General features: G+C 66.1%; 13 protein-coding genes. 1 reads left to right on the forward strand and 12 read right to left on the reverse strand.

Annotation, left to right across the window (positions count from 1 at the left end; translation table 11 throughout):
- Window positions 1–138: 138 nt before the first annotated feature.
- The 11 genes from VZ068_RS16645 to kdgD all read right to left on the reverse strand — a co-directional run bounded on the left by VZ068_RS16645 (window position 139) and on the right by kdgD (window position 14,233).
- On the reverse strand, window positions 139–1,428 hold the full coding sequence (locus tag VZ068_RS16645) for a citrate synthase (RefSeq protein ID WP_039409911.1): 1,290 nt from the start codon (window positions 1,426–1,428) through the stop codon (window positions 139–141).
- A gap of 229 nt (window positions 1,429–1,657) precedes the next feature.
- Window positions 1,658–1,900, reverse strand: coding sequence for a type B 50S ribosomal protein L31 (locus VZ068_RS16650; protein ID WP_010364531.1), 243 nt, complete (start codon window positions 1,898–1,900; stop codon window positions 1,658–1,660).
- A gap of 71 nt (window positions 1,901–1,971) precedes the next feature.
- A complete protein-coding gene (locus VZ068_RS16655; protein ID WP_259162683.1) occupies window positions 1,972–2,910 on the reverse strand; it encodes a nucleoside hydrolase in 939 nt (312 codons plus the stop codon).
- Between the two features lie 140 nt (window positions 2,911–3,050).
- Entirely contained in the window at window positions 3,051–5,192 is a 2,142-nt protein-coding gene (gene recG / locus VZ068_RS16660; protein WP_349655916.1) for an ATP-dependent DNA helicase RecG, read from the reverse strand.
- A 25-nt stretch (window positions 5,193–5,217) separates the two neighbouring features.
- Window positions 5,218–5,598, reverse strand: a complete 381-nt coding sequence (locus tag VZ068_RS16665) for a RidA family protein (protein ID WP_007967636.1) — start codon at window positions 5,596–5,598, stop codon at window positions 5,218–5,220.
- Between the two features lie 341 nt (window positions 5,599–5,939).
- Window positions 5,940–7,481, reverse strand: a complete 1,542-nt coding sequence (garD, locus tag VZ068_RS16670) for a galactarate dehydratase (protein WP_259156150.1) — start codon at window positions 7,479–7,481, stop codon at window positions 5,940–5,942.
- Between the two features lie 35 nt (window positions 7,482–7,516).
- The gene (locus VZ068_RS16675) at window positions 7,517–8,788 is read right to left on the reverse strand and encodes an OprD family porin (protein ID WP_349655917.1); all 1,272 of its coding nucleotides are present in this window, start codon (window positions 8,786–8,788) and stop codon (window positions 7,517–7,519) included.
- Between the two features lie 76 nt (window positions 8,789–8,864).
- A complete protein-coding gene (gene gudD / locus VZ068_RS16680; protein WP_349655918.1) occupies window positions 8,865–10,220 on the reverse strand; it encodes a glucarate dehydratase in 1,356 nt (451 codons plus the stop codon).
- Window positions 10,221–10,239: 19 nt separating this feature from the next.
- A complete protein-coding gene (locus VZ068_RS16685) occupies window positions 10,240–11,619 on the reverse strand; it encodes an MFS transporter (RefSeq protein WP_349655919.1) in 1,380 nt (459 codons plus the stop codon).
- 116 nt (window positions 11,620–11,735) lie between these two features.
- Window positions 11,736–13,316 carry an aldehyde dehydrogenase (NADP(+)) gene (locus tag VZ068_RS16690; protein ID WP_349655920.1) on the reverse strand — a complete coding sequence of 527 codons (1,581 nt, stop codon included), beginning with the start codon at window positions 13,314–13,316 and terminating at the stop codon, window positions 11,736–11,738.
- Entirely contained in the window at window positions 13,316–14,233 is a 918-nt protein-coding gene (gene kdgD / locus VZ068_RS16695) for a 5-dehydro-4-deoxyglucarate dehydratase (protein WP_259162695.1), read from the reverse strand. Before kdgD ends, VZ068_RS16690 begins: the two co-directional genes overlap by 1 nt.
- A gap of 297 nt (window positions 14,234–14,530) precedes the next feature.
- On the opposite strand from kdgD, the gene VZ068_RS16700 reads away from it, so the two are divergent.
- Window positions 14,531–15,400: a LysR family transcriptional regulator gene (locus tag VZ068_RS16700; protein WP_349655921.1), complete on the forward strand. Its 870-nt coding sequence runs from the start codon at window positions 14,531–14,533 to the stop codon at window positions 15,398–15,400.
- Between the two features lie 437 nt (window positions 15,401–15,837).
- Here the strand turns inward: VZ068_RS16700 and VZ068_RS16705 are convergent, their stop codons facing one another.
- Window positions 15,838–18,009 (reverse strand): bifunctional (p)ppGpp synthetase/guanosine-3',5'-bis(diphosphate) 3'-pyrophosphohydrolase, encoded by a 2,172-nt coding sequence (locus VZ068_RS16705; RefSeq protein ID WP_046962862.1) that lies wholly within the window; start codon window positions 18,007–18,009, stop codon window positions 15,838–15,840.
- Between the last annotated feature and the right edge of the window lie 68 nt (window positions 18,010–18,077).

An 18,077-nucleotide genomic window follows, 5' to 3' on the forward strand; every position in this document is an offset into this window, starting at 1 on the left:
TGCGCACGCCGCCAGCACTCTTCCGCAACTGCTCGCTACGTTTGTCAGCCGCTTGGTTAAGCGCTTGCGCTCCAGCAGGCAACAACAAAAACGCCCCGCAATGCGGGGCGTTCGTTTACGCAGACGATCTTCAGCCGATTAACGCTTGGCGCTGTCGGTGTAGTCGCGCTTGTCGTAACCGGTGTAGATCTGGCGCGGACGGCCGATCTTCATTTCCGGGTCGACCTGCTGCTCCAGCCAATGCGACACCCAACCGGCGGTGCGCGCGATGGCGAACATCACGGTGAACATTTCCACCGGAATATTCAGCGCCTTGTAGATCAGGCCCGAGTAGAAGTCCACGTTCGGGTACAGCTTGCGCTGCACGAAGTAGTCGTCCTTCAGCGCGGCTTCTTCCAGCTTCAACGCCACTTCCAGCAGCGGGTCGTTGACGCCCAGCTCGCCCAGCACCTTGTGGGTCATCTCGCGGATGATCTTGGCGCGCGGGTCGAAGTTCTTGTAGACGCGGTGACCGAAGCCCATCAGGCGGAACGAGGAGTTCTTGTCCTTGGCCTTGGCCACGGCCGACTCGACGTTATCGGCAGTGCCGATCTCTTCGAGCATCTTCAGCACCGCTTCGTTAGCGCCGCCATGTGCCGGGCCCCACAGCGCGGTGATGCCGGCAGCGACCGACGCATACGGGTTGGCACCGGTCGAACCGACCAGACGCACGGTCGAGGTCGAGGCGTTCTGCTCGTGATCGGCATGCAGGATGAACAGCAGATCCAGTGCCTTGGCGACAACCGGATTGATCTCCAGCGGCTCGCTCGGCACTTCGAACATCATGTGCAGGAAGCGGTCGACGTAGTTCAGGTTGTTGCGCGGGTAGCGGATCGGCCAGCCGATCGAATAGCGGTATGCGGCGGCGGCCAGGGTCGGCACCTTGGCGATCAGACGGATGGCGGCCTGACGGCGCTGTTCCGGATCGTTGAGGTCCAGGGTGTCGTGGTAGAACGCCGACAGCGAGGCGACCGAACCGGCCAGCATGGCCATCGGGTGCGCATCGTGGCGGAAACCGCCGAGGAAGTTCTTCAGCGACTCATGCATCATCGTGTGATGCGTCACTTCGTGGTCGAACTTCTTGAATTCGTCCGCCGTCGGCAGTTCGCCGTTCATCAGCAGATACGACACTTCCAGGAAGCTGGACTTCTCGGCGAGCTGTTCGATCGGATAGCCGCGGTACAACAACACGCCGTTGTCGCCATCGATATAGGTGATGGCCGACTTGCAGCTGGCGGTGGCGGTAAAGCCCGAGTCGTAGGTGAACAGACCGGTTTCTTTGGTCAGCTTGGAAATATCGACGCAGTCATTGCCCAAGGTGGGCTTGAGAACCGGCAGAACGACCGACTTGTCGCCGGCGTTGAGCGTGACCTGATCAAGATCGGACACTGTGTACGCTCCTTCAGTGGAAGGCGCCTGATCCCACATGGGCAGGCACGTGATGGAAGTCCAAGGCATCGCCTCGGATCACGTCATTATCGCACAGCAGCATTTTGGCCGTCGCTTGGACAGAAGTCGTAGACGCACCTGTCGGGACCACGCAAGCGAAGCGCCGGCGCTCCAAACAACAACGGCCGCGCAATGCGCGACCGTTGTCGGTACAGCCCGTCCTGCAAGTTCAGCGCGCGTAGCGCTTCTGGAACTTGTCGATACGGCCGCCGGTGTCGATCACCTTGTGCTTGCCGGTATAGAACGGGTGCGACGCCGAGGAAATTTCCACCTTGATCAGCGGATATTCCTGGCCGTCTTCCCACTTCACGGTCTCTTTCGAGCCCATGGTGGAACGGGTCAGAATCTTGAAGTCGGACGTCACGTCGTGAAAGACGACGTCTTTGTAGTTGGGATGCACGTTATCTTTCATGGACTTGGCGCCGGGCTGCCTGGATAAGCCGAGCATTATAGCGGCCTCCGCTCGCCCGGCGCAAGGTCGCCCTAGCCGGCCGCCAACGCCGCCCCGACCAGGCCGTAGAACCGCTGGCGGTCGTACTCCAGCAGCAGGTTGGCGTTGTCGGGCGCGCCACCCTGCCGGTTCCAGTCCACCAGGGTCATGCCGCGGGTGTGCGTACCGGACAGTTCGATATGGACCGGGCGCTGCTCCAGGCGCTGGGCGCCTTCCGGGTGCAGCGCGAACGCCATCGCCAGCGCGTCGGCGGCGTACCAGTACTCGCCACGGCTGTCTTCGGACCACAGGCGGGTCTTGCGCGAGATTTCTTCATAGAAGCGGGCGCGGGCGCTATCGGCCGCCAACCATTGCTCGACATCGCGATGCAGCAGGCCGTGCGCGATGGTGGCTTCCCAGTCGGCCACGTCGAAGTGCGGGAAGCCGCGGAACACGATATGCGCCGCCTCCGGGTCGAAGCCGATGTTGAATTCGGCGGCAGGCGTGATGTTGCCATGCCCGGTCAGCGCCCCGCCCATCACCACCAGCCGGCCGACGCGCTGCGGCAGGGTCGGGTCCAGGGTGAGCGCCAGGGCCAGGTTGGTCAGTGGGCCCAGGGCCACCAGCAACAGCTCGCCGGCGTAGTCGTGCGACAGACGCAGGATGGCGAGCGCCGCATGCTCGGCCTCGGCGCTGCGCCTGGCCGCCGGCAGGCCGACATCACCGAAGCCATCGATGCCGTGCACGTGCGCTGCATCGACCGAGGGGTGCAATAGCGGCTGCGGGCAACCGGCATACACCGGCACATCCGCGCGGCCGGCGATCTCGCAGACCTTCAGGGCGTTGCGCACGGTGTGCTCCAACCCTACGTTGCCGGCGGCGATGGTCAGCCCGACCACTTCATGGCGGGCGTCGTTGAACGCCATCAGCAACGCCAGCGCGTCATCCACGCCCGGGTCGGTATCGATCAGCAGCGGTATTCTTTTTGTCATGGGATTCGGGATTGGGCATTCGGGATTCGTTGCGGCATCTTCGCAAGGATCGGCCGGCCAAGCGAACGCCTTCGGATAAAAAGGAAGCCGCAGCCTTTGCTTTTACGATTCCCGATTCCCGATTCCCGAATCCCCGCCTCTCAAGCGGCCGCATACCGCACCGCGCTGCCGATCCAGCGCGCGACCACGCGATCGGCGATCTCCGGCGCGTCGGCCAGCAGGCGCTCGGCCAGCACCTGCACGCGCGGCAGCAGGCCGGCGTCGCGGGCCAGATCGGCGATGCGGAAACTGGCCAGGCCGGTCTGGCGCGTGCCCAGCAGTTCGCCGGGACCGCGCAGCTCCAGATCCTTTTCCGCGATCACGAAACCATCGTTGGTCTGACGCATGGTTTCCAGGCGTTGACGCGCCATCATCGACAGCGGCCCCTGGTAGAGCAGCACGCAACTGGACGCCGCCGCACCGCGACCGACCCGGCCACGCAGCTGGTGCAACTGGGCCAGACCCAGCCGCTCGGCGTTTTCGATGATCATCAACGAGGCGTTGGGCACGTCCACGCCGACTTCGATCACGGTGGTGGCAACCAGCAGATCGCTGCGGCCTTGCTTGAAATCCAGCATGGCCTTCTGTTTTTCAGCCGGTTTCATGCGGCCGTGCACGAGCGCGACGCGTACGCCGGGCAGCTGCGCCGACAAGGCCTCGAAGGTGACTTCCGCGGCTTGCGCTTCGATGCGTGGCGGGCCGGCCGGTGCAGCCTTGCCCGGGTCTTCGCTTTCTTCGATGAGCGTGCACACCCAATACGCCTGGCGCCCTTCGGCGCAGGCGGCGCGGATGCGCTCGACAAGATCGGGGCGCCGTTCGGCGCTCAGGACGATGGTCTGCACCGGCGTACGGCCGGGCGGCAGCTCGTCGATGGCCGAGACGTCCAGATCCGCATAGGTCGACATCGCCAGGGTGCGCGGGATCGGCGTGGCGGTCATCACCAACTGATGCGGCACGCTGCCGGCGGCTGCGCCCTTGTCGCGCAGCGCCAGGCGCTGATGCACGCCGAAGCGGTGCTGCTCGTCGATGATGGCCAGCGCCAGGTCGTGGAACACCACCGCCTCCTGCATCAAGGCATGCGTGCCGACTACCACCTGGGCCTGGCCGGAGGCGACCTCGGCCATCGCCGCCGCGCGTGCCTTGCCGGTGACCTTGCCGGCCAGCCAGACGATGCGCACGCCCAGCGGTTCCAGCCAGCCGCGCAGGTTGGTGAGGTGTTGCTCGGCCAGCAGTTCGGTGGGCGCGGCCAGGGCGACCTGCTTGCCCTGCTCCACAGCCAGCATCGCCGCCAGGGCAGCGACCACGGTCTTGCCGCTGCCGACATCGCCCTGCACCAACCGCAGCATCGGTGAGGGCTGCGCCAGGTCGTGCGCGATCTGTTCGAACACGCGGTGCTGCGCCCCGGTAAGCTGGAACGGCAATGCGTTGCGCAGTTGCTGTACCAGGCGGCCGCCGCGCAATTGCGGGGCACGGAAGCGCTGCAGGGCGATGCGCTGGCGGCGCAGGCTGAGCTGGTGCGCAAGCAGTTCTTCGAGCGCCAGCCGCTGTTGCGCCGGATGCCGGCCAGCGAGCAGTTGCTGCGGATCGCTGTTCACCGGCGGGCGGTGCATGGTCAGCAAGGCGCTGCGCAGCGAGGGCAGTTGTTCGTCCTGCAGCCAGTGCGGCGGCAGCAACTCCAGTGCGGCCTCCGGCGGCAACCGCTCGAGTGCCTGGCCGATGAGCTTGCGCAGCGTGGCCGGGCCGACGCCTTCGAGCACCGGATAGACCGGATCCAGGCTGTCGCCCAGTTGTGCGTCTTCGCCTACCGCGAGCACGCGGTAACTGGGATGGACAATTTCCCAACCGTTCTGGCCGGGCTTGGGCGTGCCGAACACCCGCACGCGCGTACCGACCGCAAACTGCGCCACCTGCGCGGCGCGAAAGTGGAAAAAGCGCAGCACCACGCTGCCGTGCGACTCGTCCGAGATGGCCACGCGCAGCACCGGGCGAAAGCGAAAGCCGCGCTCCACCGCCTCCACCCGCCCTTCGATCTGCGCCGGCACGCCGCTTTGCAGCTGCGCGATCGTGGTCAGCCGGGTGCGGTCTTCATACCGCAGCGGCAGATGCAGCCACAGGTCCTGCACGCTCAGGATGCCGCGCGCGGCGAACTTGTCGGCCACTTTCGGGCCAACGCCGGGCAGGCTGGACAGCGAAGCCTGGCCGGCGACGGCCAGGCTCGGCGTGGCGACGCGCGCGCGGGGCACGGCGGGTCGGATCAGTCGCGCCGGATCACTCGAGCACCATCACCGCATCGACTTCGAAACCGGCGCCCTTCGGCAGGCCGGAGACTTCGATGGTGGAACGGGCCGGGAACGGGGCCTGGAAATACTCCTGCATCACCGCGTTGACGGCGGCAAACTGGCCCAGATCGGTCAGGTACAGGCCCAGCCGCACGATCTTGTCGAGCGAGCCACCGGCCGCTTCGGCCACCGCCTTGAGGTTGTCGAACGCACGGCGCGCCTGCGCACCGATGTCGCCCGGCACGATCTCGCCGGTGGCCGGATCCAGCGGGATCTGGCCGGAGAAATACACCGTGTTGCCGGCGCGCACTGCCTGCGAGTAAGGGCCGATGGCGGCAGGCGCCTGGTCGGTATGGATGATCTGGGACATGGCGACTCCGTCAACACTGAAAACGAGCGCGCATTGTATCGGCGCCTGCCATGGCGGGCGAATGCGGCGGTGACGGCGCGCGGGCCTCGGTGGCGGCCTGACGGCGCGTTGCTCGGTGGACTGGGTGTCTTGCCGTGGTATTGGTTGCGGCTGGCTTTCGCTTGCGCGCGATGGCTTCAGCGAGGCTATAGGTGTGCGCTGCTGGACGCTGTGTGACGTAGCGCGTGAGACTTCGCCCGTCCCCTCATCCGCCCCTTCGGGGCACCTTCTCCCCCATGAAGGGGGACGATGTCCCGATGGGAGAAGGGAGGTGCGCATTCTCCCGTGAGTGAGCGCCAGGACTAGGTAATCGGCGCCGGATTGAACAACGCCAGATCGTTGTGCAGGCGGTGCTGCTCGGTCCAGGTGCGCTGGCCGCTGGCCACGTCCAGATAGCGCTGAAACAACTCCCAACCCAATTGCTCCAGCGTCTTGGCGCCGGTCGCCACGCCGCCGGCATCGATGTCCATCAGGTCGGACCAGCGTTGCGCCAATTCGCTGCGGGTGGCCACCTTGATCACCGGCACCATGCCCAGGCCGTAGGGCGTTCCGCGCCCGGTGGTGAACACGTGCAGGTTCATGCCCGCCGCAACCTGCAAGGTGCCGCAGACGAAATCGCTGGCCGGGGTGGCGCAATACTGCAGCCCGCGCCCCTTGACCCGCTCGCCGGGCGGCACCACACCGTTGATCGCCGAGGAGCCGGACTTGGCGATCGAACCCATCGCCTTCTCCACGATGTTGGCCAGCCCGCCCTTCTTGTTGCCCGGGGTGGTGTTGGCGCTGCGGTCGGCCTGGCCGCGCGCCAGGTAGGCGTCGTACCAGGCCATTTCGCGCACCAGCGCCTTGGCGACATCGGCATTGGCCGCGCGCGGCACCAGCAGGTGGATGCCATCGCGCACTTCGGTGTTTTCCGAAAACATCACCGTGGCACCGGCGCGTACCAGCAGGTCGGCGGCCACGCCCAGGCCCGGGTTGGCGGTGACACCGGAAAACGCATCGCTGCCGCCGCATTGCATACCCACCACCAGCTCGCTGGCCGGCACGGTTTCGCGGCGACGCAGGTCCAGATGGCGCAGGCGCGCTTCGGCCATAGCCATGATCGAGCCCACCATGTCGGCAAAGCCCAGGCTGGCTTCCTGCAGGCGATACACGCCGCTGTCGTCGGCGCTGGCATCGTCGGGCAGCAGGCGCTCGGGCGCGAGTTTTTCGCAGCCCAGGCCCACGATCAGCGCCTGCCCGCCGAAGTTGGGGCTGCGCGCGATGTTGCGCAGCGTGCGGATGGGGATGATGGCCTCCGGCGCGGTGATTGCCACGCCGCAACCGTAGACGTGATTGATCGCAACCACATCGTCGACATTGGGATAGTTGGGCAGCAACTCGGTGCGGATGCGCTCCACCGCATGGCCGAGCACGCCCACCACGCACTGCACGCTGGTCATGATGCCCAGGATGTTGCGCGTGCCGACACTGCCGTCGCGGTTGCGATAGCCCTGGAAGGTGTAGCCCTGCAGGGGCTCGGGTGCGGGTGCCGGCTGCAGCGACAGATCCAGCGCGCTCAGATCGGGCGCTTCGGGCATCGCCAGCAGTTGCTCGCTCACCCAGGCGCCGCGTGCGATATCGGCATTGGCGGTGCCGATCACCGCGCCCAGGCGGATCACCGGCGCGCCGGCGGCCAGGTCGCGCAGCGCCATCTTGTGACCCTGCGGAATGTGTTCGATGGCGGTGAGCCCATCCGGAAAAGTGGCGCCGGCCGGCGCGCCGTCATCGTTGACGACGATGGCGACGTTGTCGCGCGCATGGGCGCGGATGCTCAGCCAACGGGTGGATTGCTGGGTTGCGGACATCGTGGGGCTACCTTGCAGGCGTGGGGTGGAGTGCATTACCGGTCGGGGCTGTCGAACTGACGGCGGTACTGCAGGATCAAGCGGTTTTCATCGACATTGCGCTGGTAATTGGAGCGAAAGGTGCCGTTGAACCAGATGACGCTCAAGTGCTTGAAGCGCTCGCTCTGGAATTGATAGGTGGTCAAGATATCGCGGGCCCACTCGCGGCCTTCGCCGGCATAGGTGGCCGGCTGCGCATGGTCGCCGCTGATGTAGCGCGCCATCACGCTGAGGCCGGGAATGCCGATGCTCTTGCCATCGATGCTGTAACGCAGCTGCCAGCTGCGCTCGCCGCGTTCGAGAAAGTCGTTGATGAAGGTCCAGTTGAAGACATTGCCGTCGGTGCCGCCCGGCCAGGGCATGGCGCTGGGGCCGGACAGGCGTTGATAGCCGGCGCCGAATTCGTGCCCACCCGTGCGCCAGGACAGCATGCTGCTGAACATGCGGTTGTCGATCGGCCCGGCACGCGACTGGCCGATGTCATCGGTGCGGAAATAACGCAGATCCACACGCAGCTGGTCCTTGCCGAAGGCATGCGTCTGGATCAGGTTGTAGAGCTGCTGCCGGTAGATGTCTTCCATCACCGCGCCCTGATAGCGCAGTTGCGTGCCGGGCACGACGCTGTAGGTTGCCGAGAGCAGGTTCAACGCATCCGAATCCGGCGTGCCTAAAAAACGACGGTTCTTGTTGGTCAAGGTGATGGGCACGCGCGAATCGCCGTCGCGGTACCAGGCGCTGGTGAAGCGCGCGAGCAGCAGATCGAGCTTGGGCACGTCCTTGGATTCCAGGGTCACGCCCTGAAATGTCTCCGGCATGATGCGGGTGATGCTGGCGCGCACCAGCGGCTCGTTGGGAATGAAGCTGCCCCACTTCACTTCGGTTTGCGAGGCGCGCAGCTTGAGCGTGGGTGCCACCCGCATCAGCGCATGTTGCGCAGTACCGTCGTCGTTGTTGGGCAACAGGCCGGTGCCGCCTTCGGCGCGCACGCCATCGAGCTTGAAATCGCCGATACCCAGCAGATCCAGGCCCGCGCCGACCGCCCCGCGGGTATAGCCGCTACGGGCATCGACCACGAACCCCTGCGCCCACTCGGCACGCTTGCCCTGCCCTTCGCCGCTGCGGAAATCGCGGTTGTAATAGAAGTTGAGCGCGGTGACCTCGGCCGTTGCGCCATTCCAGAACCCCTCATCGGGTGGTTGCGCACGCGCACGCCCGGCCGCGCCGACCGCCAGCAGCGCAGCGCCGCTGATTGCCATCATGCTTTTCATTGCTCGGTTCTCCACCTGCGGTGAACTGGCGGTCATGCGCTGCTGCCGGCGCTCCGGCAGCAGGCATCGGGGCGCTTCAGCGCACCAGGCAGGGCCGCTTGTTGTCGAAGGTCCAGTTGGGGATCAGCGCCTGCATCGCGGCGGCGTCATCGCGCGCGCCCAGGCTCAGGCTTTGGTAGGTGCGATGCGCGGCCTCCAGCGCGTCCATGTCCAGCTCCACACCCAGGCCCGGCCTTGCCGGCACCTGGATCTGGCCGCCGACGATCTGCAGTGGGTCGTGAGTCAGGCGTTGGCCGTCCTGCCAGATCCAGTGCGTGTCGATGGCGGTCACCTGCCCCGGCGCTGCAGCCGCGACATGGGTGAACATCGCCAGCGAAATATCGAAATGGTTGTTGGAATGCGAGCCCCAGGTCAGGCCGCAGTCGCGACACAGTTGCGCCACCCGCACCGAGCCCTGCAACGTCCAGAAATGCGGGTCGGCCAGCGGGATATCCACCGACTGCAACTGGATGGCATGGCCCATCTGCCGCCAGTCGGTGGCGATCATGTTGGTGGCGGTCGGCAGGCCGGTGGCGCGACGGAATTCGGCCATGATCTCGCGCCCGGAATAGCCATCCTGCGCACCACACGGGTCTTCGGCATAGGCCATCACTCCATGCATGTCGCGGCACAGGGCGATGGCCTGATCCAGCGACCACGCACCATTGGGGTCGAGGGTGATGCGCGCCTGCGGAAACCGCGCGTGCAACGCATGGATCGCCTCGATCTCCTCCTCGCCGCGCAGCACGCCGCCCTTGAGCTTGAAATCGCGGAAGCCGTATTTTTCGTAGGCCGCTTCGGCCAGCCGCACCACCGATGCCGGCGTCAAGGCTTCCTGGTCGCGCACAGCCTCCCAGTCATCGCGGGCACCGCTGCCGTCGCGGTAGTCGAGCGCAGTCTTGCGCCGGTCGCCGATGAAAAACAGATAGCCCAGCACATCCACGGCGCTGCGTTGCTGGCCTTCACCGAGCAAGGCAGCGACAGGCTGGTCGAGGAATTGCCCGAGCAGATCCAGCAACGCCGATTCGATGGCCGTCACCGCATGGATGGTGATGCGCAGATCGAAGGTCTGCAGGCCACGGCCGGCGCTGTCGCGGTCGGCAAAGGCGGTGCGCACCTGATTGAGGATGCGCTGATACTCGGCGATGGAGCGGTCGCGAATGAGCGGCGCGGCTTCCTGCAGCAAGCCGGCGATCGCCGCGCCGCCAGGCACTTCGCCCACGCCGGTGCGTCCGGACGAATCGCGCAGCACCAGCACATTGCGGGTGAAGTAGGGCGCGTGCGCGCCACTGAGGTTGAGCAGCATGCTGTCCTGCCCGGCGACAGGCACCACGCGGATGTCGGTGATGCGCGGCGTGGCGCCGATGCTTGCAGGTGCGGTGTGGATAGTCATCGAAAGTCTCCCAGGACGGTCACAGCGGTGCGGGCACGGGCATGGACGGGCCGCCGGGCGGCGCCTTGAGTTCCACGCGCTTGATTTCGCCCACCACCACCAGATAGGACACCACCGCCAGCAAGGCATTGAGCCCGACGAACACCAGCGCCCATTCGAAGGTGCCGGTGGTGGACACGATGTAGCCGATGACGATCGGCGTGGTGATGCCGGCGATGTTGCCGAAGGTATTGAACAGGCCACCGGACAGGCCGGCGATTTCCTTGGGCGAGGTATCGGCCACCACCGCCCAGCCGAGTGCGCCGATGCCCTTGCCGAAGAAGGCCAGCGCCATCAGCCCGACCACCATCCATTCGGCCTGCACATAGTTGCAGCCGATCATCGTCACCGACATCAACATGCCGACAACGATCGGCGTCTTGCGCGAGACGGTGAGCGAGTAGCCACGCCGCACCATGCGGTCGGACACATAGCCACCCAGCACGCCGCCGATGAAGCCGCACACCGCCGGCAACGACGCCACAAAGCCGGCCTCCAGGATCGACATGCCGCGCTCCTTGACCAGGTACACGGGAAACCAGGTCAGGAAGAAATACGTCAACGTGGTAATGCAGTACTGGCCGATGTACACACCCAGCAACATGCGGTTGCACAACAGCTGCTTGGCGTAATGCCACTGCGTGCCCTTGGGCTGACTGCCCGGCTTGTTGCCCTGCTCCATGTCCACCAGCGCGCCGTTGCGCTGGATGTAGTCCAGTTCCTGCGCGCTCAGGCGGGGGTGTTCGCGCGGGGCATAGATGGTCTTGCGCCACAGCAGCGCCAGCAGCACGCCCACGCCGCCCATCACCAGAAACACATGCTCCCAGCCCCAGGCATGCACCAGCCAGCCCATCAGCGGCGCAAACGCCACCGTGGCGAAATACTGCGCGGAATTGAAGATCGACGCAGCCAGGCCACGCTCGGCGGTGGGAAACCAGGCCGCCACGATGCGGCTATTGCCCGGAAACGACGGCGCTTCGGCAATGCCGACCAGAAAGCGCAGCACGAACAGCGTGGTGACCGCCCAGGTCACCGGCACCCAGTCGATAAAGCCCTGCAGGGCGGTGAACAACGACCAGATCAGCAGCGACAGGCCGTACACGCGCCGCGAGCCGAAGCGATCGAGCAACCAGCCACCGGGAATCTGCCCGGCCACATAGGCCCACCCGAACGCAGAAAAGATGAAGCCCATCTGCAGCGCGTCGATGCCCAGCGCATCCTGGACCGCGGAGCCGGCGATGGACAAGGTGGCGCGATCGGCATAGTTGATCGTGGTCACCACGAACAGCATCAGCAAGATCAGGTAGCGCCTGCGCGGAACCGTCGTTGAAGCGACTGTTTTTGAATCGATAGCCATCATCGTTCCTCACCTATGACGATGGAAGCGCACTGCGCTTCGGTACTCCACGTTGCGCCTGCAGATGGCGTACCGGACCCTCCTCCGGCACGCCTCAGGCATCGTTGCCGCGGCAGCTGTCAGTCGTGTCCCAGCACGCCATCCACGCGTCGCCACAGCCCGAGCGGGTTGTCGTGCGCGACGGTGGCAGGCAACAGCGCCGGCGGCAGATCCTGATAGCAGACCGGGCGCAGGAAGCGATCGATCGCCAGCGTGCCGACCGAGGTGCTGCGGCTGTCGGAGGTGGCCGGGAACGGGCCGCCGTGCACCATCGCGTGGCAGACTTCCACGCCGGTGGGCCAGTCGTTGACCAGGATGCGCCCGGCCTTGCGCTCCAGCACCGGCAGCAATGCGGCGGCCAGTTCGGTATCGCCGGCCTCCATGTGCAAGGTGGCGGTGAGCTGGCCTTCCAGGTGCTCGCTCAGCGCGCGCAGCTGTTCGATGTCCCTGCAACGCACCAGCAGCGACGAGGCGCCGAAGACTTCGGCCTGCAGCGCTTCATCGGCCAGGAATGCATCGGCGTCGGTGCCGAACAACGCCGCCGGGCAGCGCCCGGCTTCCGCCGCGCCGCCGCGTGCCAGCGTGCTGACCTGCGGATGCGCGGCCAGACGCTGCACGCCTTGCGCGTAGGCCTGGCCAATGCCTGCGGTGAGCATCGCTGCCGGCGACACCGCCTGCAGCGTTTGCGTTGCGGAGGCGACAAACGCATCCAGCGCCGGCGAATCGATCGCCAGCAGCAAGCCGGGATTGGTGCAGAACTGCCCGCTGCCCAGGGTGAGCGAGCCGACGAACGCCTTGCCCAGGTCGGACGCGCGTGCCTGCAGCGCTTGCGGCAACAGATACACCGGATTGATCGCGCTCATCTCCGCATACACCGGAATCGGTTCGCGGCGTGCGGCGGCAATCTTGACCAGCGCCATGCCGCCGGCACGCGAGCCGGTGAAACCCACCGCCTTGATGCGTGCGTCGGCCACCAGTTGCGCGCCGATCTCGATGCCGGCATCGAACAGCAGCGAGAACACGCCCTCGGGCAGGCCGCATTGCGCCACCGCGGCCTGGATCGCACGGCCCACCAATTCCGAAGTGCCCGGATGCGCGCCGTGCGCCTTGACCACCACCGGGCAGCCGGCCGCCAGTGCCGAGGCGGTATCGCCACCGGCCACCGAGAATGCCAGCGGGAAATTACTGGCACCGAACACCGCCACCGGCCCCAGCGCGATATGCCGCTGACGCAGATCCGCGCGCGGCAAGGGCGTGCGTTGCGGCAGCGCCGGGTCGATGCGCGCCTGCAGCCAGCTTCCTTCGCGCACCACGTTGGCGAACAGGCGCAGCTGCCCCACCGTGCGTCCCCGCTCGCCTTCCAGGCGCGGGCGCGGCAGGCCGCTTTCGTGCATGGCGCGTTCGATCAAGGCATCGCCCAGTGCCAGGATCTGCTCGGCGATGGTTTCCAGGAAGACTGCGCGCGCGTCCAGCGTCGTTTCGCGGTAACGATCGAACGCCGCCTGCGCCAACGCGCAGGCCTGTTCCAGATCCTGTGCGCTCACCGAGCCGAATGCCGGCTGCAATGCCGCGCCGCTGGCCGCATCCACCGCATGAAATTCCGCCCCGGCGCCGCGCACGTCGCGCTGCCCGATCAGCGATTGGCCCTGGATGGTGTGCATCAGCGACGTCCTCCGATCAGGTGTTTGAGCTGGGCGAATTCGTCCTCGCTGAGGTCGGCCAGCGGCGTGCGGACCGGACCGGCCGGGCGGCCGACCGCGCGCATGCCGGCCTTGACGATCGACACCGCATAACCGGCGCGGCGATTGCGCAGCACGGTGTACGGCAACACGAAGTCGTTGAGCTCGCGGTAGATGCTGGCGTGGTCGCGCGCGCGCACCGCCGCATAGAACGCCAACGCCCACTCGGGCAGGAAATTGAAGATGGCCGACGAATACGTGGTCACGCCCATTTCCAGATACGGCAGCGCGAAGGTTTCGGCGGTGGGCAGTCCGCCCACGTAGAGCAATCGGTCGCCCAGGCGTGCGTAGATGCGGGTCATGCGATCCACATCGCCGATGCCGTCCTTGTAGCCCACCAGGTTGGGGCAACGCTCGGCGACACGCGCCAGGGTCACATCGTCGAGCTTGGCGTTGGCGCGGCCGTAGACGATCACGCCCAGCCTGGTCGCCTTGCAGACGCGCTCGACATGATCGGCCACACCATCGGCATCGCACTCGGTGAGGTACGGCGGAAACAGCAGGATGCCGTCGGCGTCGTTGCGCTCGGCGGCCTGCGCCATCTCCATGGCGATCGCGGTGCCATAGCCGGCCGGTGCGATGACCGGCATGCGGCCGGCGGTCTGGGTCACCGCCGCGCGAACGGCGCGGTTCACTTCGTCCAAGGTCAGCGAAAACAGCTCGCCGGTGCCGCCGGCGGCAAACAGCCCGGCGGCCGGGTGCGAGGACAGCCAGTCCAGATTGCTGCGGTAGGCGGATTCGTCAAAGGCCAGGTCGGCATCGAAATGGGTCACCGGAAACGACAGCAACCCGGCGCCAAGCGCCTGGGCCATTTCGGACGGGGTGTATCTGCTGCTCATCGGACAAACGCTCCTGGGCGGGGGGATGCGGTTGATCCTAGAAACGCAGATCGTTGCCGGTCCAAACCAAAAGACGTATTGTTTGATTCACAAGTTGAATCAATCGCATCATCAATCGACGTAGTGCGCCGCAAATGGCTGCTTTGCAACGCTTTTTCGACGCTGCGTAATTATGGCCGGTTGCGCCCGTCAGCCGGGCTCCTGACTTGGCACCGCCTATTCATTCGCGCTGGCGGCGGCGGGATGTTGCGGGTGCAGCATCCAATTCATGTGTTTTGCCATGCGAGGCCCGCCCCCATGTTCGATCTGCAGCAACTGCGTTGCTTTGTCGCCGTCGCCGACGAACTGCACTTCCGTCGCGCCGCCGAGCGCCTGAACATGACCCAGCCGCCGCTCAGCCGGCAGATCCAGCTGCTGGAGCACAGCGTCGGCACCGCGCTGCTGGAGCGCAACAGCCGGCATGTGCGGCTGACCCAGGCCGGGCGCAGCTTGCTGGCCGAAGCGCGCGCGATCCTGCGCATGGCCGAGAACGCCGGCCTGCGCGCGCGCCGCATCGGCACCGGCGATGCCGGCAGCGTGTCGGTGGGGTTCACCGCCGGTGCCAGTTACCGCTTCCTGCCCGAGGCCATCGCGCGCTGGCGCAGGCAGGCACCGGATGTGGACCTGCAGCTGAAGGAAATGGTCAGCCTGGCGCAACTGGACGCGCTGGATGCAGGCCGGCTGGATATCGGCCTGCTGCGCCCGCCGATCCAGCGCCAGGGCCTGCACAGCCGCTGCGTGGCACGCGAACCGCTGATCGCCGCGTTGCCGGAAGACTCGCCGCTGGCGCACCGCGACAGCCTGCGTCTGCAGGATTTCCACGGCCAGCCGCTGGTCAATTACGCACCGGACGAGGCGCGTTATTTCTACGATCTGCTGGCGCAGTTGTTCGGTGTGCGCGGCATCGCGCCGCGCTCGGTGCAGTACGTCAGCCAGATTCATTCGGTGCTGGCGCTGGTACGCGGCGGCATGGGCATGGCGCTGGTACCCGAAGGCGCCAGCGGCCTGCGTTACGCCGGCATCGTGTACCTGCCGCTGCGCGATGAGGCGCCGGCCACGCCGGTGGAATTGCATCTGGTATGGAAGCAGGACAACGACAACCCTGCACTGCGCCGTTTGATCGCCTGAGGTCCGCTAGCGCGTTGTTCAAGCAGGAGCGCCCACCGTCACCGTCACGCAATGATGCGCCGCTCAGCGAGATTCTGCGTCGACCTTGGCCGACTCGCGTGCGCGCCGGGGTGTCCTGAAAGCGGGTGCGGTGCATGCCTTGGACGTCCAACCGAGACTGCGCCCCGATGTGAGCGCGGTGCATGCCACGTCGAGCGCTGACATATTGGTTGCGATCACCCGCAAGGGGCGCGCAGTTCCTGACGTCGTGAGCAAGCCGCGCTCACGTGGCGCTTGCAGCGCAACTCACGATCGACGCAGTGCGCAACACTGGCCGCTTCGTTCGCACTGCAAAGCACTACACCAAATCGATCAATGCACTGCATTTTCGTGGCACGCGCCGTCGCACAAGCCGATCAACCGGCCTGCTGGGGCGCATGGCAAAGTCCCGCTGCGACCTATTGACGCCCCACGCTCTGCACCACATGCAGGCGCCGCAGCCGGCGCATCACTTCGGCCAGGTGGCGGCGGTCGCGCACCTGGATGTTGAAGCGCAGCACTGCCGCATTGAAGTCGCGGTCCAGGTAATCCACACGTTCGATATTGGATTTGCTCTGCGCGATCGCCGCGGCCAACTGCGCCAGCACGCCGGTGCGGTTTTCCACTTCCACCACCAGCGCGGTGTCGTAGTCGCCGGTGACGTTGGAGTCCCAATCGATCGGCACCCAGCGCTCGGGCGATTTGCGCAGCTCGGCCAGGTTGGGGCAATCCAGACGGTGCACCACGATGCCCTTGCCGGCGGTGTGGTAGCCCATGATTTCGTCGCCGGGAATCGGCTGACAACAGTTGGCGAAGCTGATCACGCCACGCTCGCTGCCGTCGATCAGGATCTTTTCGTGCGAGTGCTTGGAATGCCCGCCGCCGCGCAATTCCGCATACGCCATCAAGGCCTGTGCGGCCTGGGTGGGCATCCAGTTGCCCAGCGCCACATCGGCCAGCAGCGCTTCCAGCCGCGGATAACGGTGTTCGTTGAGGAAGGCATCCAGCCGACCCTTGGGCAGGCGCTCCAGCGAGCTGTCCATCGCCTCCAGCGCGCGGTCGAGCATGCGATGACCAAGTTGCACGGCATCTTCGTGTTCGAGCTGCTTGAGCTGGTGGCGGATCGCGGTGCGCGCCTTGCTGCTGACCACGAACTCCAGCCACTGCGGCTTGGGCGTGGCCGAGCGTGCGGTGATGATTTCCACCGCCTGCCCGCTGACCAGCTTGGTGCGCAAGGGCACAAGTTTCTTGTCCACCCGCGAGGCCACCGCGCGGTTGCCCACATCGGTGTGCACCGCGTAGGCGAAATCCAGCGCGGTGGAGTTGCGCGGCAACGCCAGGATCTTGCCCTTGGGCGTGAACAGGTAGACCTCGTCCGGGAACAGATCCACCTTGACGTTGTCCAGGAATTCCAGCGACGAGCCGGCGGCTCGTTGCGAGTCGATCAGCTCCACGATCCAGTCGTGCGCGCGGCTCTGCGCACTGTTGGGCGAGGCAGAGCCCACCTTGTAGGTCCAATGCGCGGCCACGCCGCGTTCGGCGATCAGGTCCATCTCCTCGGTGCGGATCTGCACTTCGATCGGCGAGCCGTAAGGGCCGAACAACACCGTGTGCAACGACTGGTAGCCGTTGGCCTTGGGAATGGCAATGAAATCGCGGAAGCGCCCGTCCAGCGGCTTGAAGGTGGCATGCACCGCGCCGAGGGCGTGATAGCAATCGGCCACCGTGCGCACCACCAGCCGGAAGCCGAACACGTCCATCACCTGGTCGAAGGACTTGTTCTCTTCGTGCATCTTGGAATAGATGCTCCAGGGAGTCTTGATGCGGCTGACCAGGCGATGCTCCAGCCCCTCCTTGGCCAGTCGTTGCGACAGCTGCACTTCCACCTGCGCCATCGATTCGCGCCGCACCACCGGCTGGCTACGGATATGTTTTTCGATGATGGCGTGACGCCACGGATACAGCGCGCGGAAGCCCAGGTTCTGCAGCTCGGACTTGATCAGGCTCATGCCCAGGCGCTGGGCGATGGGTGCGTAGATCTCCAGGGTTTCGCGCGCGATGCGGCCGCGCGCCTCGGTACTCTGCGCGCCGAGCGTGCGCATGTTGTGCAGGCGGTCGGCCAGCTTGATCATGATCACGCGCAGGTCGCGCGACATCGCCAGCAGCATCTTGCGGAAGCTTTCGGCCGCCGCTTCCTGGCGGTCGCGGAACTTGAGCTTGTCCAGCTTGGTGACGCCATCGACCAGCTCGGCCACCGCTTCGCCGAATTCGGACGCCAGCTCTTCGCGCGTCAGCGGCGTGTCTTCGATGGTGTCGTGCAGGATCGCGGCGATCAGCGATTCCATGTCCAGGCCCAGCTCGGCGAGCACGCCGGCCACGGCCACCGGATGGGTGATATAGGGCTCGCCCGACTTGCGGGTCTGGCCGGCATGCGCGGTGGCACCGACTTCCCAGGCACGGCGCAGGATCGGCAGCTGCTCCTTGGGAAGGTAACTGGCAGCGCGCTCGAGGTGCAGGACGTAGTCGGGGATGGCCGGGTCGGAAGACGGGGACGTCGCCACGGTCGCCTGGGCAGTGGGGCCTGGGTTCATGCGCGAAGACTATGCCAGTGGCCGGTTTGCGGCAACGCGGCATGCACTGCGGACAGGCCGGCCGCCTG

This window comes from Xanthomonas sp. 10-10 (assembly GCF_040182365.1).
Classification (GTDB): domain Bacteria; phylum Pseudomonadota; class Gammaproteobacteria; order Xanthomonadales; family Xanthomonadaceae; genus Xanthomonas; species Xanthomonas arboricola_F.